At 57.5% G+C, this 23163-nt stretch carries 18 protein-coding genes; 9 read left to right on the top strand and 9 right to left on the bottom strand.

Annotated elements, in window-relative coordinates:
- Window positions 1–43 precede the first annotated feature (43 nt).
- The 3 genes from mltF (at window position 44) to SELIN_RS14035 (ending at window position 3925) form a co-directional block, all read left to right on the top strand.
- The gene (gene mltF, locus SELIN_RS08635) at window positions 44–1462 is read left to right on the top strand and encodes a membrane-bound lytic murein transglycosylase MltF (RefSeq protein WP_013506285.1); all 1419 of its coding nucleotides are present in this window, start codon (window positions 44–46) and stop codon (window positions 1460–1462) included.
- A gap of 153 nt (window positions 1463–1615) precedes the next feature.
- A complete protein-coding gene (locus SELIN_RS14040) occupies window positions 1616–2059 on the top strand; it encodes a MarR family winged helix-turn-helix transcriptional regulator (protein WP_013506284.1) in 444 nt (147 codons plus the stop codon).
- A 276-nt stretch (window positions 2060–2335) separates the two neighbouring features.
- The gene (locus SELIN_RS14035; RefSeq protein WP_226509082.1) at window positions 2336–3925 is read left to right on the top strand and encodes an ATP-binding protein; all 1590 of its coding nucleotides are present in this window, start codon (window positions 2336–2338) and stop codon (window positions 3923–3925) included.
- Window positions 3926–3953: 28 nt separating this feature from the next.
- Here SELIN_RS14035 and SELIN_RS08620 read toward each other — a convergent pair whose 3' ends face one another.
- The 3 genes from SELIN_RS08620 to SELIN_RS08610 all read right to left on the bottom strand — a co-directional run bounded on the left by SELIN_RS08620 (window position 3954) and on the right by SELIN_RS08610 (window position 6642).
- A complete protein-coding gene (locus SELIN_RS08620) occupies window positions 3954–4937 on the bottom strand; it encodes an META domain-containing protein (RefSeq protein WP_013506282.1) in 984 nt (327 codons plus the stop codon).
- A gap of 4 nt (window positions 4938–4941) precedes the next feature.
- Complete coding sequence (locus SELIN_RS14030) at window positions 4942–5601, bottom strand: hypothetical protein (RefSeq protein ID WP_013506281.1); 660 nt, start codon at window positions 5599–5601, stop codon at window positions 4942–4944.
- A 273-nt stretch (window positions 5602–5874) separates the two neighbouring features.
- Window positions 5875–6642, bottom strand: coding sequence for an SDR family oxidoreductase (locus SELIN_RS08610; RefSeq protein ID WP_013506280.1), 768 nt, complete (start codon window positions 6640–6642; stop codon window positions 5875–5877).
- A 189-nt stretch (window positions 6643–6831) separates the two neighbouring features.
- Here SELIN_RS08610 and SELIN_RS08605 point away from each other — a divergent pair, with 189 nt between their 5' ends.
- The 3 genes from SELIN_RS08605 (at window position 6832) to lpxC (ending at window position 9359) form a co-directional block, all read left to right on the top strand.
- A complete protein-coding gene (locus SELIN_RS08605; protein WP_013506279.1) occupies window positions 6832–7377 on the top strand; it encodes a putative metalloprotease CJM1_0395 family protein in 546 nt (181 codons plus the stop codon).
- Window positions 7378–7451: 74 nt separating this feature from the next.
- The gene (xthA, locus tag SELIN_RS08600) at window positions 7452–8270 is read left to right on the top strand and encodes an exodeoxyribonuclease III (RefSeq protein ID WP_013506278.1); all 819 of its coding nucleotides are present in this window, start codon (window positions 7452–7454) and stop codon (window positions 8268–8270) included.
- A 210-nt stretch (window positions 8271–8480) separates the two neighbouring features.
- Window positions 8481–9359 carry a UDP-3-O-acyl-N-acetylglucosamine deacetylase gene (gene lpxC / locus SELIN_RS08595; protein ID WP_013506277.1) on the top strand — a complete coding sequence of 293 codons (879 nt, stop codon included), beginning with the start codon at window positions 8481–8483 and terminating at the stop codon, window positions 9357–9359.
- Between the two features lie 60 nt (window positions 9360–9419).
- On the opposite strand, the gene SELIN_RS08590 is transcribed toward lpxC, so the two are convergent.
- From SELIN_RS08590 to SELIN_RS08565, 6 genes are read right to left on the bottom strand one after another with little or no spacing between them, the layout of a single operon-like run.
- The gene (locus tag SELIN_RS08590) at window positions 9420–12536 is read right to left on the bottom strand and encodes an efflux RND transporter permease subunit (RefSeq protein WP_013506276.1); all 3117 of its coding nucleotides are present in this window, start codon (window positions 12534–12536) and stop codon (window positions 9420–9422) included.
- Complete coding sequence (locus tag SELIN_RS08585; protein WP_013506275.1) at window positions 12537–13553, bottom strand: efflux RND transporter periplasmic adaptor subunit; 1017 nt, start codon at window positions 13551–13553, stop codon at window positions 12537–12539.
- A gap of 58 nt (window positions 13554–13611) precedes the next feature.
- Window positions 13612–14325 carry an N-formylglutamate amidohydrolase gene (locus SELIN_RS08580; protein WP_013506274.1) on the bottom strand — a complete coding sequence of 238 codons (714 nt, stop codon included), beginning with the start codon at window positions 14323–14325 and terminating at the stop codon, window positions 13612–13614.
- Window positions 14318–15553 (bottom strand): glutamate-cysteine ligase family protein, encoded by a 1236-nt coding sequence (locus SELIN_RS08575; RefSeq protein ID WP_013506273.1) that lies wholly within the window; start codon window positions 15551–15553, stop codon window positions 14318–14320. The genes SELIN_RS08580 and SELIN_RS08575 overlap by 8 nt, the downstream gene beginning before the upstream one ends.
- A 1-nt stretch (window position 15554) precedes the next feature.
- On the bottom strand, window positions 15555–17024 hold the full coding sequence (locus SELIN_RS08570) for a RimK family protein (protein WP_013506272.1): 1470 nt from the start codon (window positions 17022–17024) through the stop codon (window positions 15555–15557).
- Window positions 16999–17742, bottom strand: coding sequence for a C39 family peptidase (locus SELIN_RS08565; RefSeq protein ID WP_013506271.1), 744 nt, complete (start codon window positions 17740–17742; stop codon window positions 16999–17001). The genes SELIN_RS08570 and SELIN_RS08565 overlap by 26 nt, the downstream gene beginning before the upstream one ends.
- 194 nt (window positions 17743–17936) lie before the next feature.
- Between SELIN_RS08565 and SELIN_RS08560 the strand changes: the two genes are divergently transcribed.
- The 3 genes from SELIN_RS08560 to SELIN_RS08550 all read left to right on the top strand — a co-directional run bounded on the left by SELIN_RS08560 (window position 17937) and on the right by SELIN_RS08550 (window position 23162).
- On the top strand, window positions 17937–20849 hold the full coding sequence (locus SELIN_RS08560; protein WP_041726003.1) for an insulinase family protein: 2913 nt from the start codon (window positions 17937–17939) through the stop codon (window positions 20847–20849).
- A gap of 166 nt (window positions 20850–21015) precedes the next feature.
- Window positions 21016–22791 (top strand): methyl-accepting chemotaxis protein, encoded by a 1776-nt coding sequence (locus SELIN_RS08555; RefSeq protein WP_013506269.1) that lies wholly within the window; start codon window positions 21016–21018, stop codon window positions 22789–22791.
- Between the two features lie 104 nt (window positions 22792–22895).
- Entirely contained in the window at window positions 22896–23162 is a 267-nt protein-coding gene (locus SELIN_RS08550) for a glutaredoxin (protein ID WP_013506268.1), read from the top strand.
- Window position 23163: the final 1 nt, after the last annotated feature.

The raw sequence follows: 23163 nt of genomic DNA, 5'->3' as shown, positions 1-23163 counted from the left end.
GTGAAATGTAAGATGGCCAGAACGTGACAAAAGAGGGATTCCCATGACTGCGCCTGGCTCCATCCGTAATGAGCTTCTCCTGTTTGCCCTTCTGATAACACTTCTGTTCGCTGGCGGCGTCATCCGCTTTACGGAATGGCTCAGCCAGGGGCCCAGCCAGCTTGAGCTGATCAGGGAACAGGGCGAGCTGGTGATTCTGACCCTGCAGCCCGTGGTTCAGTACGCCTTTGAGGAACCCGATCTCATTGAATACGACCTGGCCCGTGAGTTCGCCAGCTTTCTCGGTATACCGGTGCGCTTTGATCAGCGAGGCTCTGTGGACGAGATTGTCGCGGCCCTTGAGGCCGGGGAGGCCCACCTGGCCGCAGCGGGTTTTACCCGTACCCCACGCTGGGAAGGTCGCTTTGACTTCAGCCCCCCCTTCTATGAAGTGCACAAGCAGGTCGTCTGCCGCCGTGGCGGCACGAGGGCCATGTCTCATGAAGACTTGCTGGGCACGTCCTTGCTGCTCAGCAGCCACACCTCCTATAAGTTTCTCCTCGGCGAACTGCGCAAGTCCCATGTGCCGACTCCGCGCTGGACCATTGAACCGTTTTCCAGCGAAGAAGTCCACTTGCGGCGGATCTGGGAGCAGGAAGCCGACTGCACTATTGCCCAGTCCCATGTGGTGGCCATGAATCGCCGCTTTTTTCCGGAGCTGACTGTGGAGTTCACCCTGCCCCTGGCCTTTGACCGGGTCTGGCTGCTGCCCCGTGGCTCCGGTGATCTGGTGGAAGCCCTGTCCGCCTGGCACGGAGAAATGGTGCTCTCTTCGCGCCTGCAGGCAATTATTGCGCGGCACTATGCTCCTGTGGAAAATTTTGATTACGTCGACACGCGGCGTTTCCTTCACAGTATAGAAGAACGGCTGCCACGCTTTCGCGCCATGTTTGAGCGCGCCGGTGAGGCCTATGGCATTGACTGGCGCCTGCTGGCCGCCCAGGCGTATCAGGAATCCCACTGGAATCCGGCTGCCCGCAGCCCCACCGGGGTGCGGGGAATAATGATGCTGACCCTGCGTACGGCCAGCGACCTGGGAATATCCAGCCGTCTGAATGCGGCCCAGAGCATTGACGGCGGTGCCCGTTATGTGGCCAGCCTGCGCAGCCGCCTGCCCGAAAGTATCCGTGAACCTGACCGAACCTGGATAGCCATGGCGGCGTATAATGTTGGCATGGGGCATGTCTATGATGCCCGAACCCTGGCCGGTGAGCTGGGGTACGATCCTGACACCTGGGCCGGGCTCAGGGACGTGCTGCCGAAACTCTCTCATCCCCAGTACTACGAAAACCTCTCCTTTGGTCGCGCCAGGGGCAGCGAGCCCGTAATCTATGTGGAGCGCATTCGCAACTACTACTCCATACTGGTGCGACACCTGAACGAAATGGAGTTGCTGCTGGAAAACACAGCAACTGAACCCTGAAATGTCAAAGCGCGAAGATTCACAATTAATTCTCCTCCTGTGACTTTCGGGTGACATTGGCATGGTAACTTCTCTTATGATCAGGCTGCATGGCAGTCATGGGGAGGATTTTCCCCGAGGATGAAGTGAGCACTATTTACAGGGAGAAGTACCATGTCAAAACGAGATACCATTAACAAGCTGATAATGAAGATTACTGAATTTGAAAAGGCGTACAAGCACGCCGTGGACTCAAGAACCAGCAAACTGGGCGTGACCCCTTCGCAGTACAAGGTCCTCAAGGCCCTTGATGAAAAAGGCCCCATGAAGCACAAGGATGTCAGTGAGATCACCCTGATCACCAAAGGGACCCTGACGGGTGTCGTCAATCGGCTGGAGCGGGCGGGACTGGTGAGTCGTACCCAGGACGCGAAAGACTCACGGGCCCAGTATGTTGCCCTCACGGAGAAGGGTCAGACGGAATATGCCAGGCTGGAGAAGTCGTATCGCAAAATTATCGGAAACATCTTCAATCCGGAAAGCGAAGAGAAACTGAAGCAGTATATTACGAACCTGAATGTACTGGTGGCGCTGGTCAGACAGGGGGAGACCGACTGAGTTCTTCGCGGGCCATGAACGCCTGTCAGTTTGGTCTTCCATATGGCTGTTCCCGGTTGCGATGCACTGTTGATTTGAAGTATGGCTCACGAGCTGTTAAGCTGCAGTGGTAAGAAATTTGAAGTGGTCTCTACTGTTTGATCTGATCCCTTCCTGCGCTTCCCCAGTTGCCGGCAGGGAGGAGGTGTGGTTTGCGCATGATGTTCTCTATCAGCCCGCTGAAATGCCGCAAAACAATCAGCAGCCTGCTCTATCCCACGGAGTGCGGGTGTGTTTATGAGCGGTGAGCGCAATGGATCCCGGACAGAAAACGACAGGCGCACGCTCACCCAGGATATGGCGCTGGTGCGCCGCATCGCCTTGTCGGGTCTGCTGGTGTGGCTTGTGCTTATCTCCAGTTCCCTGGCCTGGAACCTCCACCACATGCGCTCCATTACCCATAAACTGGTGAAAAATACCGCCATTGCCAACTTCAATAAGGATCAGGCGTTTCGCGCCTGGGCCACGGAGCATGGCGGTATCTATGTTCCCTCCAATGAACGCACGCCACCGAATCCCTATCTGTACCATATTCCCGAGAGGGACATCGCAACGCCATCCGGTCAGCCCCTTACCCTGATGAATCCGGCCTATATGCTGCGCCAGGTTGTCGATGAGTTCAGCGAGCTCTATGGCATCAAAGGGCGCATCACCAGTCTTGATCCCCTGCGGCCTTCCAACACTCCCGATGAGTGGGAGCGCAGTGCGTTGCTGAGCTTTGAAGCAGGCTCGCGGGAGTCTTTTGAATTCAGCACCATTGAAGGCGAGGCGTATTTTCGCCTGATGCGGCCCATGATGACGGTGGAGGGGTGCCTGAAGTGTCACGCGCATCAGGGTTATGTTGTTGGTCAGGTGCGCGGTGGCGTCAGTATCTCGGTGCCGCTGGCGCCTTACTATGCGCTGGAAAGCAATACCATTACCTACCTGATCCTGACCCATGGGCTCATATTTCTGGTTGGCCTTGTGGGGCTTTTCGTTGCCTTTCAGATGCTGGTGCGCTGGATTGAGCGCAACCATGAACAGCGCGAGAAACTCCATGACACGCTGGAGCGACAGGCCAGCATCATCAGTGAGGCGGTCCAGACGACTCGTCAGCAGGAGCAGGTCATTGCCGATCAGAACCGTCAGCAGGCCATGAATCGCCTGCTGGTTGACCTGGCGCACCACTGGCGGCAGCCGTTGAATGTGGCGGCAATGTGCATGCAGGAGCTGGAAGAGCTGGAGCAGATGGGTTTACTGACGAAGGAAGTCATGTCAGAGCGCATTGAACAGGCTCTTGCGGAGATATTCCGTCTTTCCGAGACCATTACCCAGTTTACGGACTTCTATGGATCGCAGCAAAGCTCACGGGAGGACTATGGACTGCGCTCCCTGTGTGAGCAGGCATTCAAGCTGGCCTCTTCAGGGCGCGCGCCGTTGCCGGAGCTGCGTTGTCACATTGATCCCGACCTGCATGTCAATGTGTACCGCAAGGATGTGGTGGAAATCTTCATCGTCCTCTTCAGAAATATTCTGGATGCCATGCAGCAGCGTGGTTTGAGTGAGGTGCATGTGCTGGTGCGGGCCGAGCTCGACCCTGCTTCCGGCAACCTGAGCGTCAGCGTGGCTGATAACGCTGGGGGTATAGACAACGAACTGCTGCCCCGCATATTTGAGCCGTATGTCACCACTGCTTTCAAGTCCCGCCATAAAGGGATGGGATTGTATCTGTGCCGGCGGATTGTTGAAGACCGGTACAGTGGTGATATGGGTGTTGAGAACAGCGATCAGGGAGCCTGCTTCCATTTTACCCTGAAACACGTGCAGGTGTGGGGAACTGGCTCCTGAAAACACGGTTTGTGAGAGACCGTACCGGTTAGTCGGCTATGATGCTCCCCTGGGCGGAGTGCAGTGTCAACCGTGCGTCCCTGCCCATTTCAAAGCGGGAGACTCCTTCCAGCAAAGAGAAGAAGAGCTGCTCCAGCTGCATGGTGGCTGGTGGACAGGCGACCTTTGTCGCGGCGACCTGCTGGATCAGCAGGCCCTCGGCACTGAGATGGTAGGTGCCGGCAAAGCGGTTGCAGGGAGCCCTGCCCTGCAGTCTGCGCTCAGGTCCGAAGGCAAGGGTCACCTGGAGATTCTCAGGCACGCTTTCGCCTCCAATTTCCCGAACACGCCACTGTCTGTCCTGCAGGAGATGGTGCGGATCGCCACCGCATCCCTGCAGTTCTTCCCCGTCGAGATACAGCGATACCCTGTGGGGAGAGGGCATGCCCGTCATGGTGTCGACGCAGATCTGTGGTTCTATGTCAACGCGCAGGGAATGCGGCTTTTCCGTGACCTCGTAACGCACTTTGGCGCCACGCTGCACCTGGGCGGGTGGTTTTGGCGCGCTCAGGCGGCCAGCCCCGTAGTGGTATGAGAGGATGAGCTGATGCTCGGTTATGTCCAGGCGCCAGCCGGGTTCGTTTCCGGTTGCCCGGTAGGGCAGGTGTATGGGTTCGGTGGTGCGGCATTCCGGGTACACCTGGTTGCGCAGCACCAGCGTGGCCGTCTCTCCCTTGCTCCAGAAGGAAGAGAAACCATCATCGGCAGCCTCGTATTTCGCGCCGGAGGCGCTTGGCACCGCTGTCATTTCCAGGGTGAGGGTACTGGTGCTCAGGATCAGCCGGTGCGCTGAAACAGGCTCAATCAGGATGTCAAGGGTACCGCAGCGCATGAAAACCAGCTCATGGACGGGAGGTTCTGGCTGCACTTCCTGTACTTCGGGGGGTTCGATGACGCGGGGTGCCGAGCAGCCGAAGGCAAGCGCGGAAATGGCCATGAGTATAGGGACGAACCGCAGAATCTTGTGACGCATAGGATCACCGCCTTATGATGATTTCGCTTGGCATTCCCTCAGCAGGAGCCAGGGAGCAGCGCAGTTTTCCCCGTAAGAACTCCGGAGCTTCCACAGGTCGGTTGATTCCGCGCCGGAAGTCCTCAAAGGTACCGACGAGTCGGATGCAGTTGTGCTGTGACAGGGAGCGGGAGCCGCTGTCGCGGCAGATGGTGAATGTCTGACCGTCAAAAGTGCCGAAGACGGAGTCGATGGTGCGAAGGGAGCGTTCGGATTGCTGGTGGACCGCTGCTTCAACCTCAGTGCCGCGCACGACGTCAAGGGCAATGGGCTGTACCGACTGCCATTGGCGGGAACGGTATATCTGCGCCTCATGGAGGACACACTGTACCCGATCTCCGTAGCGGGCTTCGCAGCGGAATTTTTCGAGTTCGGCCAGCTGACGGGCAGCTTCCAGTTCCCGCAGCCGGGTTTGTGCTGCCTGCTGCTGGGCTTCCGCCGTGCGCCGCTGCTCCCTGGCCTGGTCAAGTTCTGCCTGCTTTGCCCGCGCGTCCAGGCGCTGCTGTGATGACAGGGTATTCCATTCGGCCTCATCCATGCCGAGCGGAAGTTTGGTTCCGCAGGCGCTCAGAAAAAGAGTGAAGAAAACCACCATGGCGATGGGGTATGCTCGTGAAGGTTTCATGGTGCCTCCTTGGCTGATCTCGTACCGGAAGGTCAGATGGTGACTCTGCCTTCGCAGGTCACTGTAGCCTCATCCTCCCTGTGGCGCAATATCCTGAAGCGCATATTTTCCTGCCAAAACAGTGAGAGCGTGAAACTGCTTTCACCCTGATGGCTGTCAGCAGCGAATGAAAGTCCGGAAGGGTTCTCCTGGGTGAAGTCCACTGCAGCCGTTTTATCCGTGCTTCTCTGGAAATCGTGACTGCGTGTCTCATGGAGAAAGCACGTTTGTGCTTCAGGGGCTCGGAGGATAGGTCATCCTGCGCGAAACGCCGCCGTCTATGGTGAAGTTCTGTCCAGTAATGAACTGGGCTGCGGATGACAGGAGATAGGCTGTCATGGATGCGATATCCTGTGGCAAGCCGATTCTCCCCGACCAGTGCCACTGGTGGTCGGACGGGTTTTCCCACAGGGGCTGCCGGCGCTCCGCCGGGAGCCAGGGGCCGGTATCTATCCAGCCGGGGCTGATGGCGTTGACGCGAACTTCTCCTGCCGTTGAAGCCGCCAGCGCGTGGGTAAGGCTCAGGACACCGCCTTTACTGGCGGCATAGGCTTCGCTGAAGGGTTCTGACTGCAGGGCCCGTGTAGAGGCAATGTTGACTACGGCTCCCCTGGAACTTCGCAACAGGGGCAGCGCACATCGGCTGACCAGAAAGGTTCCCGTGAGGTTGACCTCAAGCACACGTCGCCACTGTTCCAGGGACAGTGTCTCCGGTGGCCCGGAGTGCGCGCTGCTGATGGCAGCATTATTGACGACGCCATCAAGGCGCTGCCAGCGTTCACGCACCTCCTCAATAGCCTGCGACACTTCCGCCTCTCTGGAGACATCAGCGCAGATCCAGTGGATGCTGTCATTGCCCGCTGACCATGTGTGGCGGGCCGACTCTATGGCCGGAGAATCTGCGTCCAGAGCTGCCACGTGCCAGCCTTCACGGCAGAGGTGTTCGACAATGACCCGGCCGATGGACTGGGCGGCCCCGGTAACCAGTGCAACGGGATTCATGGTGTCCTCCTGGGAAAAGGTGCTGATTTTTCTGCCATATTGGCCTTCCCGGACGGGAAAGAAAAGGGAAAAGTGTTGGAAGTTTCCACGGGTGTGTCAGGGGGTCAGGCGAGCCTCTCAAGTTTGCCCGGCACCCTGCCGAAGGGAAAAGGGGACGGCTGTGGTGCCTGTTGCCAGGAGGAGGCGATTATGGAAATATCCAGCATCGGTACAGACCCGTGGATGGTGTCTTCCTCCTTCTCTCGTTCCCAGGGCTCAGAGCTTCACAAAGGCCATGGCCAGGTTGAGGCGCAGAGCCGCAGACAACAGCAGCCGGACGAGCTGGATACCCGTGAAGAGCGCCAGGTTCAGGAGCTCAGAAAGCGGGACCAGGAAGTCCGGGCCCACGAGCAGGCTCACGCGGCCGTGGGTGGCCCCTATGTTACCAGTGGCATCAGCTATGACTTTGTGGTTGGCTCCGATGGACAGCGCTATGCGGTGGGTGGTGAGGTGTCCATTGACACGTCGCCGGTCGCGGGAGATCCAGAGGCCACTATCCTCAAGATGGAGGTGGTGCGACGGGCTGCTCTGGCCCCGGCGGAACCATCTCCCCAGGATGTGAAGGTGGCTGCGCAGGCCTCCGCTGCCGAGCGTGAAGCACGTCAGGAGCTTGTGCGCCTTGAGCGGGAGAGGGAAAGGGAAACCGACGCGCCGGCGGGCGCTTTCTCCGGTTTTCACATTGATATTCTGGCGTGATTCTTTTACCTTAACGCAGGACGATTGGCTCAGGCACCCCGCCCCGTCCTGCGTATTTTTTTTTATGGTGAATCATGCAAACCTTTATCTGTTTCAATATCAATGGAATCCGCGCCCACTTCCACCAGCTCGAAGCCATTATCCAGAAGTATCAGCCAGATGTCATCGGCCTGCAGGAGACCAAGGTCAGCGATGAGCTCTTTCCTGTGGACGCCATCAGGGAACTTGGCTATTGCAGTGAATTTCACGGGCAGCCAGGGCACTATGGCGTGGCCCTGCTTTCACGCGCACAGCCTAACAGTGTGCGCAAGTCCTTTCCCGGCGATGGCCCCGATGTCCAACGCCGCTTTATCGGCGCTGATTATGCCCTTTCCGATGGCAGTCGCATCACCGTGCTCAATGGGTACTTTCCCCAGGGGGAGAGTCGCGACCACCCCCAGAAGTTTCCCGCCAAGGAGAAGTTCTATGCGGACCTTACTGCTTATCTGCAGCAGTGCCATCAGCCAGCGCAGCAGCTGCTGCTGATGGGGGATATGAACATAGCTCCGACCGATTCCGATGTGGGTATTGGCGAAGACAACGCGCGCCGCTGGCTGCGCAGCGGGAAGTGCTGCTTCCTCCCCGAAGAGCGCCTGTGGTACCAGAGCTTAACCGACTGGGGATTGCGCGACGCACATCGGCTGCTCTTTCCCGACATGCAGGAGCTCAGCTGGTTTGACTACCGCAGCCGTGGGTTTGAGCGCGAACCCAAGCGGGGGCTGCGCATCGATCACATGCTGGTTACCACTCCCCTTGAAGAAAAACTCCTCGATGGTGGCATCGATTACGAGATTCGCGCTCTGGAAAAACCGTCGGATCATTGCCCCATCTGGGTGAAAATTCGACTTTCGTGACTGGCGCTTCGCGCTGTGACTTTGTGTTGCGGCTACACCACGATTACCTGTAGTCAAATGCCTACAGAAGCCTTGGCTCTGTCGTGTTTATTGGGTGTAACCTGCTGCTTATGCAGGTTTTCTCTTTTGGGCAAGAATATTGCAAAGTCTTAGGGGTGATTGAGAAGCCGTACCCTGAACGCGCAAAGCATACCTGGAGTAACAGTAGCGATGAAGACACAGCAACAGACTCTCTTCAGCCCGGTATCCATTTACGGAATAGGCCTGCACAGCGGTGCACAGGTCCGTATGACGATCTACCCGGAAAAGGAGAATACCGGCATATATTTTGTGCGCACAGACATGGCGCCCCCTGTGGTTATTCCCGCCGCCTGTGAGTATGTTGTCAATACCCAGCTCGCGACGACCCTCGGACGTGACAATGTGACGGTCAGCACGGTGGAGCACCTGATGGCTGCCCTGTACGCACTGGGCATCGACAATGCCCGTGTCGATATTGACGGCCCCGAAGTCCCCGTCCTTGACGGCTCTTCGGCTTCTTTCATCCTGCTGATCAAGGAAGCCGGTATTGTGAAACAGGACAGCTCCCGTCGGGAGATCGTCATCAATCGCCCTTTTTCCATTGTGGATGGCGATCGCTTTATCAAGATCCTTCCCGCTTCGGAGTACGAGATCGACTTTACCATTGAGTTTGACCATAAACTGCTGACGTCTCAGCGCGCCAGCTACGCCATCAACCAGGAGATTTTCGAGCGCGAAATCTCCCGCTCGCGAACCTTCACCTTCAAGAAGGATGTGGATTACCTGCGCTCCATTGGCCTGGCCAAAGGCGGCAGTCTCGACAATGCGGTGGTGATAGACGACTACAAGGTCATGAATCCCCATGGTCTGCGCTACAAGGATGAGTTTGTGCGCCACAAGATTCTGGACTGTGTTGGCGACCTGGCCCTGTGTGGTGTGAGACTGCGCGGGAAGGTGGTGGCCATGAAGTCTGGCCACGAACTGAACAACCGTCTGTGTCGCGGGCTGGTCTCCCAGTACCTGACCGAGCCGGCTCACCTTTCCCTGGCGGCTATCGGTCTGCCCTGAAACCACAAGCTCACATCGTTGTTACAGCAAAAAAGCACCCTGCCTGGCAGGGTGCTTTTTTTACTTTCTGCGGTTATACCACTTTCGCAGGGAGCGGGGAGTGGGGGTTGCCATCGGGAGTGCTGATTGCCTTTGCTGACGCTTCTGCTGAATCCACTGCAATGCCGCGGTCTTCATAAGATGGTGGTGGTAGAACATCGTCGGCACGACGATCAGAGTCAGCACGGTAGAGACCATGAGGCCAAAGACAATGGTGACGGACATGGACTGCCACCACTGGGAGCTTTCTGTGCCGTGGGCAATGCTGAGCCCGGTGAAATTGATGCTTATGGCGAAGAACATGGGCATCAGGCCCATCATGGTGGTCGTGGCGGTCAGCAGTACGGGACGCAGGCGGATTTTGCCGGCGTTGACAATACTTTTGTACATGTCGCCGGTTTTCTCGTAGCGGCGCAGAATATAATCGAAGAGCACGATGGCGTTGTTGACCACAATGCCCGCCAGACTCACCACTCCGATTCCCACCATGACAATGCCAAAAGGCATGCCCATGATCAACAGGCCCAGCAGCACGCCCATGATGCTGAATATCACGGTCATGCCGATGATAAGGGGGATCATGAAGGAGTGGAACTGGAAGATCAGCACAGTGAAGATCAGAAACAGCGCCGTGAAGAAGGCCCAGACGAGAAATTCCATGGTTTCCTGCTGGTCTTCGGCCTGCCCGGCGAAGTTCACGTAAACACCGGCAGGCAGCTCCAGCGTTCTGATAAAGGCGTCGAGATCCTGCTGAACCGTGAAGGCGTTGATGCCGTCGCGTACCTGTGACTCTATGGTGATGGCCCGCTGGTTGTTCTTGCGGTTCACCTGATAGAGCATGTTGCTGTACTCAATGGCAATCAGTTCCCCCAGGGCGACCTGCTGTCCCTGGGGATTGGGTATGGTGTGCGCGAGCATGCGGGGAATGGAGGAGTACTCCGGTTGCACTCCCAGGACGATATCAAACTCCTCGTTGCGGTCATCATAGATGGTGATGACCTTCTGGCGCTTGAAAAAGAGGTCGATGGCACTGGACACATCGCGGGTGGTCAAGCCGTGGTGGTAGAGCATGTCACGGTCGGGGAGCACGCGCAGGTAGAAGTTCTCCTTGTCGTAGTTATCCTGGATTTCCACAATGCGTTCATCGCGCTCCATACGGCTGACAAGCTGCTCAAACACCTGCTCCATGGGGCCGTAGTCATCGCCGGTTATCTCAATGGTGAGGTCGTAGGCGGAGGTGGGGGAGTCCTGCCGGGCCAGTACCTCGGTGGTGCCCATGGCAAAGGCGGGCAGCGCGTCACGGATATCGTCGATGGTCTTGAAGCTGCTCTGGGTGCGCAGCTCCTGCTCATAAAACTGAATGTTTATCTGAGCCCTGCCCTGGAACACCGTGGAGACGTAGGATTCCACATCGGCGAAACCTTCCACTATGCCTTCAATGGTCCGCACGGCTTGGTCGGTGGTGTCGCGGTCGGTGTTCTTGGACATGTCGAGTTTTATGACGGCGTTACGGGTTTCAACGGCGGGGAAGAGTTCCATGCCGGTATTGAACGTGCCATAGAGGAAGAGGGTTGCCACAAACAGGCCGAAGGCGGTTGTGATGACGGTCTTGCGGTGGTGCAGCGACCACAGCAGGGATTTTTCATACACTTTGAGCAGTGGCGGCTTGCGGAAGACTCGCTTGTGAGGATGCAGAAATATCCGCGAAATAATAGGGGTCAGGATGATGGCCGTTGCCAGCGAAGCGCTGAGGGTAATGATCAGGGTGATGGGCAGGTACTTCATGAAGTCGCCGATCACGCCGTCCCAGAAGAGCAGGGGGATGAAGGCGCACAGGGTGGTCAGGGTCGAGGTGGTGATGGGCACGGCGACTTCGCGCACCCCGCGAATGACGGCGTGGCTCAGGGGCATGGTGGTGGAGAGGCGATAGATGTTTTCCACCACGACAATGGCGTTGTCTACCAGCATGCCCAGGGCCAGGATCAGGCTGAAAAGCACGATCATGTTCAGGGTGACATTCATGGCGCTGAGAATGGCAAAGGCGCAGAGCATGGAAAAGGGAATAACCAGGGAGACGATCACCGTATTGCGCCCGCCCAGGATGAAGCAGGTTACCAGAAAGACCGCCAGCAGGGCTGTCAGGACGCTGTTTTCCAGGTCTTCGAGCATCATCTGGATCTCCACGGCCTGATCGCCGGTGATGGCGATTTCCTCCACGCCGTCGGGGCGGTGTTCGTTAAAGTAGTCCACGATGGCGTAGACCTGGGCGGCGATGCCCAGCAGGTTGCTGCCGGCCTGCTTCTTGATGCTGAGGCTGACCGAGGGCTTGCCATCCAGGCGTGAGAGGGTGCGGTCCTCCTTTTCCACAAAGTCCACGGTGCCCAGGTCGCGCAGGTAGGTGAACCCGGCAGAGGTCGGGATTTTCAGATTCAGGATGGGATCGGGGCTGTTGAACTCTCCGTCGGTCTTGACATGGAAGACGTTGCCGTCCACGTAGAGTTTGCCGTTGTTGACGGTGATGCTTTCGCGCAGAATCTGCTGGCCGACCTGGATCGGGTCTACTCCCAGGGCTTCAATGCGGTCCAGATCAAGGGAAACGAATATCTCCAGGTCGCGCTTGCCGTAGATGTCGATACCCAGAACGCCGGGGATGGCGGAGAGTTCGTCGTCAAGCATATCGGCCAGATATTCGAGAAGTCCCTGGTCATTGCCCGAGAGGTTGAGGAACATGATGGGGAATTCCGAGAGGTTGATCTCCGAGACGATCGGGGTGTCGGCATCGGCGGGCAGCTCCGACTGGATCTGATCGACCTTGTCCTTCACGTCCTGCAGCGCGGTGCGGATATTCACATGGGTCATGAATTCGATGGAGATGGAGCTGAGCCCTTCCGATGAGGTGGAGGTCATGCGCTTGATGCCCGAGACGCTGCGCACGGAGTTCTCGATCTTCTGGGTGACGTTTTTTTCCATGCCCAGGGCGTCGACACCGGTGTGGGTCACCACGATATTGACCACGGGGATGGTGATGTCGGGTATGGATTCCTTGGGGAGCTTGATGTAGCTGGTGATGCCGGAAATGACAATGGCGAAGGCAATAAACAGCACCCCGAGGCGCTTGCGCTGAATAAGCTCGAACATCTAGCGCACCTGGATTTCTATGGCGTCGGGCTGGTGGTTGAGAATATCCTCGATCTCACTGTGGCGGGTGACACCGGTGACCGAGCGCAGGTAATTGGTCAGCTGCCGCTGGTTGTGAAAGCTGATGCGGTCGCTGAAAATGACCACATCATCGAGGATCACCTTTTCGATATGCCCGTCACGGTGGGTGTAGACGGCGTACTGCCCTTCGTCCAGGAAAACGGCGGCAAAGGGTATGGTGGCATAGTCGGAGTGCAGTCTGCCGACAATGCGCACGGTTTCATTGAGATCCACTTCGTCAAAGGTGTCGGGGAAGGTGATGCGCAGGGCGCCGGAACTTTCGCGCACTGGCGATATGCCTGCCTGCTCCAGAACACTCAGGCTGCCGTCGCGCTTGCGCCTGAAGAAGTCCATGTGTGGGAAGAGCTCGGCGTAGAATGGCGGCAGGGTGATGCTCAGGGAGAAGTTTGCCGTATCGTAGCCCTCCACCAGTGGGGTACCGGGTGCCATATACTCGCCGATGCTGCCGAAGGTCTGGGTGACATAGAACTCACTCTGTGCGCGCACCGTGGTCTTGTCCACCTGGCGCTGCAGAAACTGGCGGCGCAGCCGTTCGGTCTGATAGGCGAGTTCGATGTCGTCGAAGGCTTCGGAAGAGATCAGTCCCTGCTGACGCAGGCGGGTAGCCCGCTGCAGCTCCCGTTCACGCTGGGTGTGCAGCAGACGCGACTGTTCCAGCTCGTATTCCAGGCTGGTGTTTTCCAGGCGGGCGACAACGCTGCCAGCTGGAACTACCGCGAAGCGCTGGGCGTGACGCTGGCGCAGGATACCGCCAGTCTCCGTGTTGAGGCTGTGCAGCCCTCCCGGATCCTTGCGGGCGATGAAGGTGAGTTCCAGGGGTTTGGCGCGGTCTATGGTGTGAAAGAGAAAGGTGTAGCTGGATGCTGGTGCCGTGAGAAGCAGTGTCAGCGCGAGAGCCAGCACTGGAAATTGAAGGGATCGCTTGCGGATAGGCATGATGGTGGGTGTCCTTCATTGAATATGGTAAAAGTCCGTGTTGCATGAATGCCAGAGTTCAGCGCCTGGCGGGAAAGTCCGTGGACAGCGTTCGCGTCAGTGTGGCCGCGAGTTCATCCCACTGGGGCCGGTCGTGTTCAAAGAGCGCCTGATTGAACTCCAATTCTATTCCCATGTAGACTTCGTAGTCAAAAACTTTTCGCAGGAAGCTGGGGAGTCCGTCACTGATGCCACGATAGGGGTAGTTTTTTCGGCAGCGCAATTCAGGATGAGACTCCCGGAATGCCTCTGCGATGCGCTGGGCGAAGTGAACCTCCCGCTTGCGGCGTGGGTCGTAGAGGACGCCGATATCGGCTTGCCGCTCTTCGTTGTCCAGCACCGGGGTGAAGCTGTGAATGCTCAGGTGCAGTACGGCCTTGTTCTCCTCGATGCTGCGGCGGATGAACTGCTCTATGGCAGCGCGATAGGGGGCGTAGTACTGCTGCACGATGGCATGGCGCTGTTCACGGGAAAGTGCACGGGTATAGCGGGAAAAGAGCTGATGGTGCCAGGGGCTGCGATTGGGATCCACCAGCAGTCGCGAAGTTTCGCAGGCGAAGAGGGGAGCTGTCGTGGCATCGGCTATGGCACGGGCCATTTCAAGCGCGCCCATGTCGTAGCCACGATGGCTGTTGAGGATATCGCAGTGTGGTGCGAAGAGCGCGGTGTATTCGTCGGGAATCTGGTTGCCGCCATGCTCGCAGCTCAGAAGAACGCGAACGGGTCTAGCCATGGAAAATGATGCCGTTATGCAGACAGTGGAAGAGTTCTTCGTAGATGGTCAGCATCTTCTTTTTTGGCAGCTCCGTACCCAGGGAGCGCGCGATGCGTGTGGAGAGGCTGCCCTCGCCGATAATGGTTGAAAGGGTTTCGTAAAAGGGTGACGTGGGCATGATGATTTCATCCATGATGATGCCCAGAAGCTCCTGGGCTGAGCAGGTGGCACCCTTGTGCCCGAATATTTCCAGGTACTCGCGGGAGTCGATGATGGCGTTCTCGGCCCTGGCGATGGTGTGGTCGAGGATGGTGCCAAGCGCTTCTCCGGGAAAGGTGGTGATGGTATCAGCGGGGCACCAGCGCTCTTCGATGAAGGAGCGGACGAGTTCAGCGATAAAGTGCATGATGCTGATATCCGCCAGGGGGCACTCCTGGATATCCAACAGGCGCAGCTCAATGCTGTTGCGGTCAAAGCGGGCGATGGCTCCCCGCGAATTCAGCCATTCGTGCTGGAGGATGCCGTCGGGATCGTGGGGCGCGATCTGATTGTACATCGGCTTGAGGATACGCTCTTCATAGTCTGCCTGTGAGTTGACGATTTCCGGAATGATGCCACCGGCAATCAGGGGAATCTTGTGCTGATTCTGGCGGTACATGGTCAGGCGGTTATTGCTGATTCCCGTCAGCTTGCCATCCATGATCGGCGAGCTGGAGGAGAGGGCCGGTATGAGTGGCAGTACCATGCGGATGGCCGCATGCAGAGCGCGGAACTCCTGGTCGCCACTGAAGGGGAGGTTCATGTGGGCGCTCTGGATATTGGCCCACCCGTGCCCGTGGCAGTTGAATATGCGGTCATAGGCCTGATAGATGGCGCGGTTGCCATAGGGCCACAGCTGCATCTCCCGCTCGGGGTTCATCCAGGGGTGCATGGAGGTGGGCAGCAGTACTCCGCCCATGGATTCCAGCACCTTGTTGATGAACTGTATCTCCTTCTGAAAGCCTTCGGGAACGGTCATCAGCTTGCGGGTCGGTTCATGGGTTTTGATCTCGATGACATGGCGGGCCAGTTCATTGGACCAGGCGAACTTGCCTCGCTGTACGGTGGAGCACTCCTCCTGACGCGAGACAGCCTGCAGAAGGCGATCCACAATGGGCAGAACGTTCAGCCTCCTGAGATCCACCACCATATATTCCAGTTCGATGCCGTAGCCTTCGAACAGGTGCAGTTCGGTTTGGGAGGTCATGTCAGTATCCGACTTCCTTGCGTCTTTCAATACGTTTGAGAAATACCCGCATGATTCTTTCGTAGAGTTCGTCCTTCAGCACCAGGTCTTCGACTCCCGAGTCAATATTGGGATTGTCGTTGACTTCAATGACATAGAGCTCTTTGTCACGCTGCTTGATATCGACTCCGTAAAGACCGTCACCGATGAGATTGGCGGCCTTGAGGGCCAGCTCCACCACCTGGCGCGGAGCGTGTTCCACGGCGAAGGTCTCCGCCTTGCCGGCGCTGAAACGGCCGGTTTTGGCATCTTTGCGCAGTATCTGCCAGTGACGCGCGGCCATGTAATATTTGCACACACACAGCGGGTGACCATCAAAGACTACCACACGCCAGTCAAATGATGTGGGGATAAATTCCTGCACGATCAGCAGCGCCGAATCCTCCAGCATGCGGGAGGTGATCTCGTGGTAGCGCTCGATATTCTCTGCCTTGAGCACCCCCTGGGAGAAGGAGCTGTCCGGCTGTTTGATGATGACGGGGAAGGTCAGCTGCTCCACCACCACGTCGAGGTTGTCGCGGTGAATGACGATGGTGCGGGGTGTGGGGAGTTTTTTGCTCTCCAGCAGTTCGTTGAGGTACACCTTGTTGCTGCACTTCAGAATGGACAGGGAGTCATCCACCACCACCAGGCCTTCGGCTTCGGCCTTGCGGGCAAATCGGTAGGTGTGGTGGTTCACATTGGTGGTTTCGCGGATGAACAGCGCGTCAAATTCGGGTAGCCTGGCAAAGTCCTCCAGTCCGATAAATTCCACCGCCAGGCCCAGGCCATTGGCCGCTTTCACAAAGCGATTGAGGGCCTTTTCGTCCGATGGCGGCAGGGCTTCATCGCGATTGACCAGTATCGCCAGGTCGTAGCGCCGGGCCGCACGGCGCGGAGCCAGGGTGCGCTGCCGGGGAAAGAATTCCTTGGCGGTTGCGGCGATGAACTCCTTGTGGTCGTCGGGAATGTCGTTGGCGGCGATGGGAGTAACGGTCTCCAGTTGCCAGCGGTTGCCCACCTTCTGGAAGTAGGCGCGCAGGAAAGGAGCTTCAAAGAAGCGGTAGAGGTACGCAGAGAGGCGATCGTAGCGTTTTGCCAGGTTTCTGCCGAAGTAGATGCTCAGCTCGAAACTGTCCGACTGCAGGTAGCCCAGGTTCTTCTGAATCAGCTTGTCCATTTCGCTGGACATCAGTCGCACAATGGAGCTGGATTCCATGTCCTGGATGGCCTTGACGGTGGGAAATGGCTTGTGTCCACGCGCCGCTGCCAGCAGGGAGACGTAGTAGCCGAAGCTCTGGTAGCTGTAGGAACGGCAGAGGTTGTAGATCCTCAGTCGCCGCATTTTACTGTAGCTGTCACAGGTAAGATAGCTCCAGGCGGAGACCATCTCCACTCCGGGTATGTCCAGTTCCCAGTCAGCGGGATCATTCACTACGATGAGTGCGTGCATGGGTTTTTCCTTGTTCTGGCTTGGGTTGAATGATCAGCAGTGTTCCCCCGTAAGTCTGGACGCCAAGGAGAATGGCGCAGATGAGTCGACTGATGGGGACCGCGTAGGGTGTTGACGGTGCATAAAAGTTGGGAATCAGAGGGTCGGAAATATGAACGGTTTTGCCGGGCCGGCTGTAGCCGCTCATGACGACAAAGTGTCCCGATGGCTCGCCCCGTACATCGTCGAAGACCATATCGTAGCCGAACTCGCGGGCGCTGCGGTAGAGATAGGTGGCGCTCAGTTCGGTGATGATCGGAATATTCCGTGAAAGAAAACGCCGGATAAGCTCCGGCGTGAGATCCTCGAAGATAAACTTTCCCCCCAGGTCGAGGAAATCCATATTGGCCCTGGTGGCGACAGTGAACTTGCTGTCGGCCTTGAATTCCATGCGCGCTTGCAGCTTCTGCTGCAGCTGGGCAGAGCTCAGGCCGTACCAGGTGGGGTCGAACATATTCAGGTCGTAGGAGTACATTTGCGCGCTGTAGCCGCGCCCCAGAGCGTGGGCTCCCAGCAGTGACGTCAGGGTACCGCCCTCCGCGAGGGTGGGAACTTCGGCAATGATCTGCGACAGGGGCAGCGGGTCGTGGTAGTATTCGTAAATGCTGTGCAGACACGTTGGTCCACAGGTGGTGTCATCGGGCTGAGGGAGAATGGTAAGGGATAGTTGCTGCTCCATGGGTGCCCTCCAGGTAAGAGGTGAAAATTTTATACCAAAAATGGAAAAGGTAAACAGGAAATTCGCCCTGAAGCTGCGGAAAACCGGACACCTGCGGCCAAATAAGACCCGTCTGCCATTTCCCGTTTACGGGAGGAGCTGAATTGGTTAGGATTCCCCAGAGACTTCCCGGAGAAGGAGAACACATCAGCCCTATGCCATATCCCACATTTCAACTCAAAGGTTCGCGCTTCATCGACTCTCTGCAAATCACAGTGGAAGAATATGTGCATATCCGCACCGGAGCCCGCCACTACCATATAGCTGCCGATAATGAAGAGAATGTCTTCAGTGTCGCCTTTCGCACCGTCCCTGCCGATTCCACCGGCGTTGCCCATATCCTCGAGCACACTGTGCTGTGTGGCAGCGAGCGTTTTCCCGTGCGGGATCCGTTTTTCATGATGACCCGCCGCTCCCTGAACACCTTCATGAACGCCTTTACGGGCAGCGACTGGACGGCGTACCCCTTTGCCAGCAAAAACCGCAAGGATTTCATGAACCTGCTTGAGGTCTACCTGGACGCGGTCTTTTTTGCCAGCCTCGATAGGTACGACTTTCTCCAGGAGGGGCACCGTCTGGAATTTCAGGAGCCCGCAGATTGCCATTCCGGTCTGACGTACCGGGGCATTGTGTACAATGAGATGAAAGGCGCCATGAGCTCTCCGGTCAGTGAGCTGTGGCAGAAGCTGAGCCACCACCTCTACCCCACGACGACCTACCACTACAACAGCGGTGGGGACCCCGAGTGCATTCCCCAGCTCACCTACGAACAGCTGCTGGACTTCTACCGCACGCACTACCATCCTGGGAATGCCATCTTCACCACCTACGGCGACATGGATCCGCAGGATATCCAGCAGCAACTGGAGGAAAAGGCGCTGCACCGCTTTGCGGACAGCATGACACCGGTACTGGTGGGCGACGAGCAGCGCTTTGATGCTCCGCTGCGGGCCAATGAAGTCTACGCCCTGGATGAGGAGTCGCTGACGGAGAAGACGCATATTGTCATGGGCTGGCTGCTGGGGAAGAATACGGATCTGCAGGAACTGTTCAACGCCGAACTGCTTGCCAGCATCCTGCTGGACAACAGCGCGTCTCCTCTGCGTCACGCCCTGGAAACCACAGCGCTGGGCAGCTCCCCTTCGCCACTGTGCGGGCTGGAAGAGTCCAGCCGGGAGATGTGCTTTGTCTGCGGCCTGGAGGGGAGTGAACCCCAGCGGGCGGATGAGGTGGAGGCGCTGATCATGGAGATCCTGAACCAGGTGGCCACAGAGGGTGTTCCCCGTGAAGTCGCTGAAGCGGCGCTGCACCAGCTGGAGCTTGAGTATCGTGAGATCGGGGGGGACAGCCTGCCCTTTGGCCTGCAGATCATCCTGCAGGCTTTGCCGGCCGCTATCCATGATGGTGATCCCGTGGCCATGCTGGATATTGATCCTGTGTTGAACCATCTCAGGGAGCAGATACAGAATCCTGCCTTTATCCCCGGCCTCGTGCGCCGCTTCTTCCTCGACAATCCCCATCGCGTGCGACTGGTCATGGCGCCTGATGCCAACCTGGGTCAGGAGCGCGAAGCCAGGGAGCAGCAGCAGCTGCAGCGGATTCTGGAGTCGTTGAGCGAAGCTGAGCGGGAGCAGCTGGTGGAACGTGCTGCTCTTCTGCAGTCTCGCCAGCAGGCGGTACAGGACGAGAGCATTCTGCCCTGTGTCACCCTGGAAGACGTGCCGGCGGATATCCATGTGCCGCAACCGGCTGGACGCGAGCTTGGGCCCTGGCCGGCGGGCGTCTACCACCAGGAGACCAACGGCCTGGTCTACCTGCAGGCGGTGGCAGAGCTTCCGCAGCTGCCCGATGATCTTCTGGATTCCTTTTCGCTCTATACCTCATTTGTCACGGAACTTGGCTGCGCAGGCGACGACTATCTGGAGACGCAAAGACGTATGTCCAGAAGCACTGGCGGCATTGGCGCCTCGGCTTCCATGCGCGGCAATGTGGATGATCCCGCACGCTTTCGCGGTTTCTTCAGTCTGGGTGGCAAGGCGCTGGATCGCAATACCAGGCCGATGGTTGAGCTGATAGCGGACTTCTATCACCGCAGTCGCTTTGACGAAAAACGTCGCATCCGCGAGCTGGTCTCCCAGAAGCGGGCGGCCCGCGAGCAGAGTATTACTGGCAGCGGACATCAGCTGGCCATGACAGCCGCCACCAGCAGAATCAGTCCGGTATCGGCGCTCTCGCACCGGTTGCGTGGCCTGATGGGGATATCCCGACTGAAGCAGCTGGATACTCAGCTGGGTGATGAGGCAAATCTGCAGAAGCTTCTGCTGGATTTTTCGCGTATCCACGCCATTCTCACCGAGGCACCCCTGCAGTTTCTCTGTGTGGGCAGGCCGGAGGTTGCCGCTGAAGCCGCTCAGGCGCTTGTGGATACCTTCGGCAAATCCCAGACGGCGGGCCACCACCAGCCCCTGGCCTTTACCGCCGCGCAGGGGGAGTTGGCCCATCAGATGTGGATCACCAATACGCAGGTGCACTTCTGCGCCAAAGCGTACCCCACGGTGGCCTCCGGCCACCCCGACGCGGCTGCGCTGGCGGTTCTCGGTGGCTTTCTGCGCAACGGCTATCTGCATCGTGCCATTCGGGAGCAGGGCGGAGCCTATGGCGGTGGTGCCTCCCAGGACTCCACGACGGGGGCCTTTCGCTTCTTTTCCTATCGCGATCCGCGTCTGGAAGAGACCCTGGCGGACTTTGACCGGTCGGTCCAGTGGCTGCTGGAAAAGGATCATCCCTGGCAGAAAGTGGAGGAGGCCATTCTCGGCGTTATTTCCGGCATGGACAAGCCCGCTTCCCCAGCTGGTGAGGCCCATAAAAGCTTCTTTGACGAGCTTTACGGGCGTACACCAGAACACAGGCTCCTGCTGCGTCAGCGGGTGTTGAATGTCACTCTGGCCGACCTGCAGCGGGTTGCTGCTGCTTACCTGCAGCCCGGACGCGGGCATATCGCCGTTGTGTCACATTCTGAAAGCCGTAATCGTGCCGAGAAACTTTCCATGGAAGTGTTTCGGGTTTAAGAACAGCATGTAACATGGATATTTGAGGTTTTTTCAGGGGAAAGGTGCGTTTGGCAAACTAAAAAAACGTTTGATTCTTGCGAGCGCTATTGTGTACTCTGATGTCAAGTGCCTGTAAATTCTCTGAATATATGGCGTAAATCCGTTCCAGAAGGGGAAAAGTATCATGCTCGTCTCAAAGATCCTGATGACTCTGAAGACATCTTCCCGTTCCGCAGGTCAGGTCATTCCCTTTGCCGTTTCCCTTATGGGCGGTATTGTGCTGCTGCCTTTGTCTGGTTTTTTCTATGCCAGCAATGTCACGCTTGGCGTGGTACTCTTTCTGGTCGGTGCCTTGATCCTGGTGGGTGGCGTGGTCTCCCTGTGGCTCCTGCGGGTGGATTACCCCTTTTCCATACTGCAGAACACGGTGCGGCCCATTATTGAAGATGGTGACATGAAAAGCCCCTGGCCCGAATCTCCATCGCCCTACTGGTCCTATGTCTGGGGCTCTCTCAATACCATGTACTCCAAGTTGCGCGAAATTCTGACCCATATCAATGAGCACAGCGCGGTCAGCGCCATTGCGGCGGCCTGCCTGGCAAAAAGTGCCAATGACGCCGTGGCGGCTAATGAGGAGAACGCGCGCGAGAGCGCAGCCATAGCGGCCGCCACTGAAGAGATGTCCAGCACCGTTGCCAGCGTGAGTCGTTCCATCAGCGACCTGCAGCAGCAGACCAGTGCCGCCAGCGAGCTTGCCAATACGGCTGATGCCCATGCCGTCAATATCGTGAAAATCATGCGCAACATCTCTTCCATTATCGCGGAATCAAGCCATGTGCTGGCCGAACTCAGCGAGTCGGCAGAGAAAATCGAGGATGTCATCGTCATTATCAACGATATCGCCGATCAGACCAATCTGCTGGCACTCAATGCCGCCATTGAGGCTGCCCGGGCAGGTGATCATGGCCGTGGTTTTGCGGTTGTCGCCGATGAGGTGCGCAAACTGGCCGAGAAGACCACCGACGCCACCAGCGGTATTTCCGAAAGCCTGAAGACTATTCGGCGCGACTCCATCGTGGCCGCTGAAAGCACCGCCAAGTCCAGTGATTCCATGGATGAAGGAATCGGTGCCATAGAGGAAATATCCCAGATTATCCATCGCATAAAGGAATTCAACAACCAGATTTCGGAAAACACGCTCTCCATTGCCTCGGCAGCTGAGCAGCAGACCGTCACGGTCCAGGATATCACTGAGCGTCTTGAGGTGATTGCCCACAAGGTTGAAGACATGAAGACCGCCAGCCTTGAGTTTTCCAATCAGGCCCAGTCACTTTCCCTGAGCAATGAAGCCCTGTCGTCGTTTACCACCTCATTTGACACCGGTGACTTCTCCAGTCGCATCAGGGAAAAGTTGCGCAGTGCGGCGGCTGAGGCGGAGCGTGAGATGGAAACCATGCTCAGTCAAGGGGTCCTGACCCATCAGGAGCTCTTCAGTACCGACTACAAGAAAATCCCGGGCATTGAACCGCCCAAGTACGAGGCCCCCTTTACCGGGAAACTGGAAAATCTTTTCAGCCTCGTCCAGCGCACGTTCTTCGATGAAAGGCAGATGGCCTATTTCATTTTTGAGAATCGCGACGGCCTGAATGTGGTGCATAACGACAAGTTCAATCAGCCCATGACCGGGAACCCTGATGTGGATGTGACGCGTAACCGCTCAAAACGCCGCTTCTTCACGACAGAGATGGAGCAGAAGTGTGCCCGTAATGATCAGGGAATACTGCAGCAGACCTATGTGCGTGATACGGGAGAAATCCTCACCGATGTATCCTTCCCGGTCTTTATCGGTGGCAAGCACTGGGGTGTGGTGCGTTGCGGTTATGGTAACGATGTGCGTGGTGGCAGTGCCAGCTGTCCCGTGCTCCCCTCAGCGTCGAAGCAGCTCAAGCCGGTCAGCTGACGGAATTCCTGATATCCGCACATCCCGCGAGGAAAGTCTCCTTTCGGGATGTGTGCTTTTCTGCTACAGTAGCCGCCGTAAAGCAATGCTCCGCGGAGGCCCCCATGTCAAACGTCACTGTCTACACCAAGCCCACCTGCCCCTACTGCCATCGCGCTAAAGATTTACTGGACAATCTGGATGTTCCCTACACCGAGTACGATGTGTCCCGTGACCCGCAGCTCTACGCCACCATCAAGCAACGCTCCGGCATGAATACGGTTCCGCAGGTTTTTGCCGGCGATACGTGCCTGGGTGGATTCTCGGAAATCAGCGCCCTGCACGCAAAGGGAATGCTCCTGGCAGCGCTTGGTCTGACAGAACAGCCCTGAT

The sequence above is a fragment of the Desulfurispirillum indicum S5 genome (assembly GCF_000177635.2).
Lineage (GTDB): Bacteria > Chrysiogenota > Chrysiogenetes > Chrysiogenales > Chrysiogenaceae > Desulfurispirillum > Desulfurispirillum indicum.
The sequence above is the reverse complement of the archived record's forward strand: the minus strand, read 5'-3'. Positions and strand labels throughout refer to the sequence as shown.

Excerpts from the sequence above, each read along its gene's own strand:
- mltF (WP_013506285.1), top strand. The coding sequence starts at position 44 with ATGACTGCGCCTGGCTCCATCCGTAATGAGCTTCTCCTGTTTGCCCTT.
- SELIN_RS14040 (WP_013506284.1), top strand. The coding sequence starts at position 1,616 with ATGTCAAAACGAGATACCATTAACAAGCTGATAATGAAGATTACTGAA.
- SELIN_RS14035 (WP_226509082.1), top strand. The coding sequence starts at position 2,336 with ATGAGCGGTGAGCGCAATGGATCCCGGACAGAAAACGACAGGCGCACG.
- SELIN_RS08620 (WP_013506282.1), bottom strand. The coding sequence starts at position 4,937 with ATGCGTCACAAGATTCTGCGGTTCGTCCCTATACTCATGGCCATTTCC.
- SELIN_RS14030 (WP_013506281.1), bottom strand. The coding sequence starts at position 5,601 with ATGAAACCTTCACGAGCATACCCCATCGCCATGGTGGTTTTCTTCACT.
- SELIN_RS08610 (WP_013506280.1), bottom strand. The coding sequence starts at position 6,642 with ATGAATCCCGTTGCACTGGTTACCGGGGCCGCCCAGTCCATCGGCCGG.
- SELIN_RS08605 (WP_013506279.1), top strand. The coding sequence starts at position 6,832 with ATGGAAATATCCAGCATCGGTACAGACCCGTGGATGGTGTCTTCCTCC.
- xthA (WP_013506278.1), top strand. The coding sequence starts at position 7,452 with ATGCAAACCTTTATCTGTTTCAATATCAATGGAATCCGCGCCCACTTC.
- lpxC (WP_013506277.1), top strand. The coding sequence starts at position 8,481 with ATGAAGACACAGCAACAGACTCTCTTCAGCCCGGTATCCATTTACGGA.
- SELIN_RS08590 (WP_013506276.1), bottom strand. The coding sequence starts at position 12,536 with ATGTTCGAGCTTATTCAGCGCAAGCGCCTCGGGGTGCTGTTTATTGCC.
- SELIN_RS08585 (WP_013506275.1), bottom strand. The coding sequence starts at position 13,553 with ATGCCTATCCGCAAGCGATCCCTTCAATTTCCAGTGCTGGCTCTCGCG.
- SELIN_RS08580 (WP_013506274.1), bottom strand. The coding sequence starts at position 14,325 with ATGGCTAGACCCGTTCGCGTTCTTCTGAGCTGCGAGCATGGCGGCAAC.
- SELIN_RS08575 (WP_013506273.1), bottom strand. The coding sequence starts at position 15,553 with ATGACCTCCCAAACCGAACTGCACCTGTTCGAAGGCTACGGCATCGAA.
- SELIN_RS08570 (WP_013506272.1), bottom strand. The coding sequence starts at position 17,024 with ATGCACGCACTCATCGTAGTGAATGATCCCGCTGACTGGGAACTGGAC.
- SELIN_RS08565 (WP_013506271.1), bottom strand. The coding sequence starts at position 17,742 with ATGGAGCAGCAACTATCCCTTACCATTCTCCCTCAGCCCGATGACACC.
- SELIN_RS08560 (WP_041726003.1), top strand. The coding sequence starts at position 17,937 with ATGCCATATCCCACATTTCAACTCAAAGGTTCGCGCTTCATCGACTCT.
- SELIN_RS08555 (WP_013506269.1), top strand. The coding sequence starts at position 21,016 with ATGCTCGTCTCAAAGATCCTGATGACTCTGAAGACATCTTCCCGTTCC.
- SELIN_RS08550 (WP_013506268.1), top strand. The coding sequence starts at position 22,896 with ATGTCAAACGTCACTGTCTACACCAAGCCCACCTGCCCCTACTGCCAT.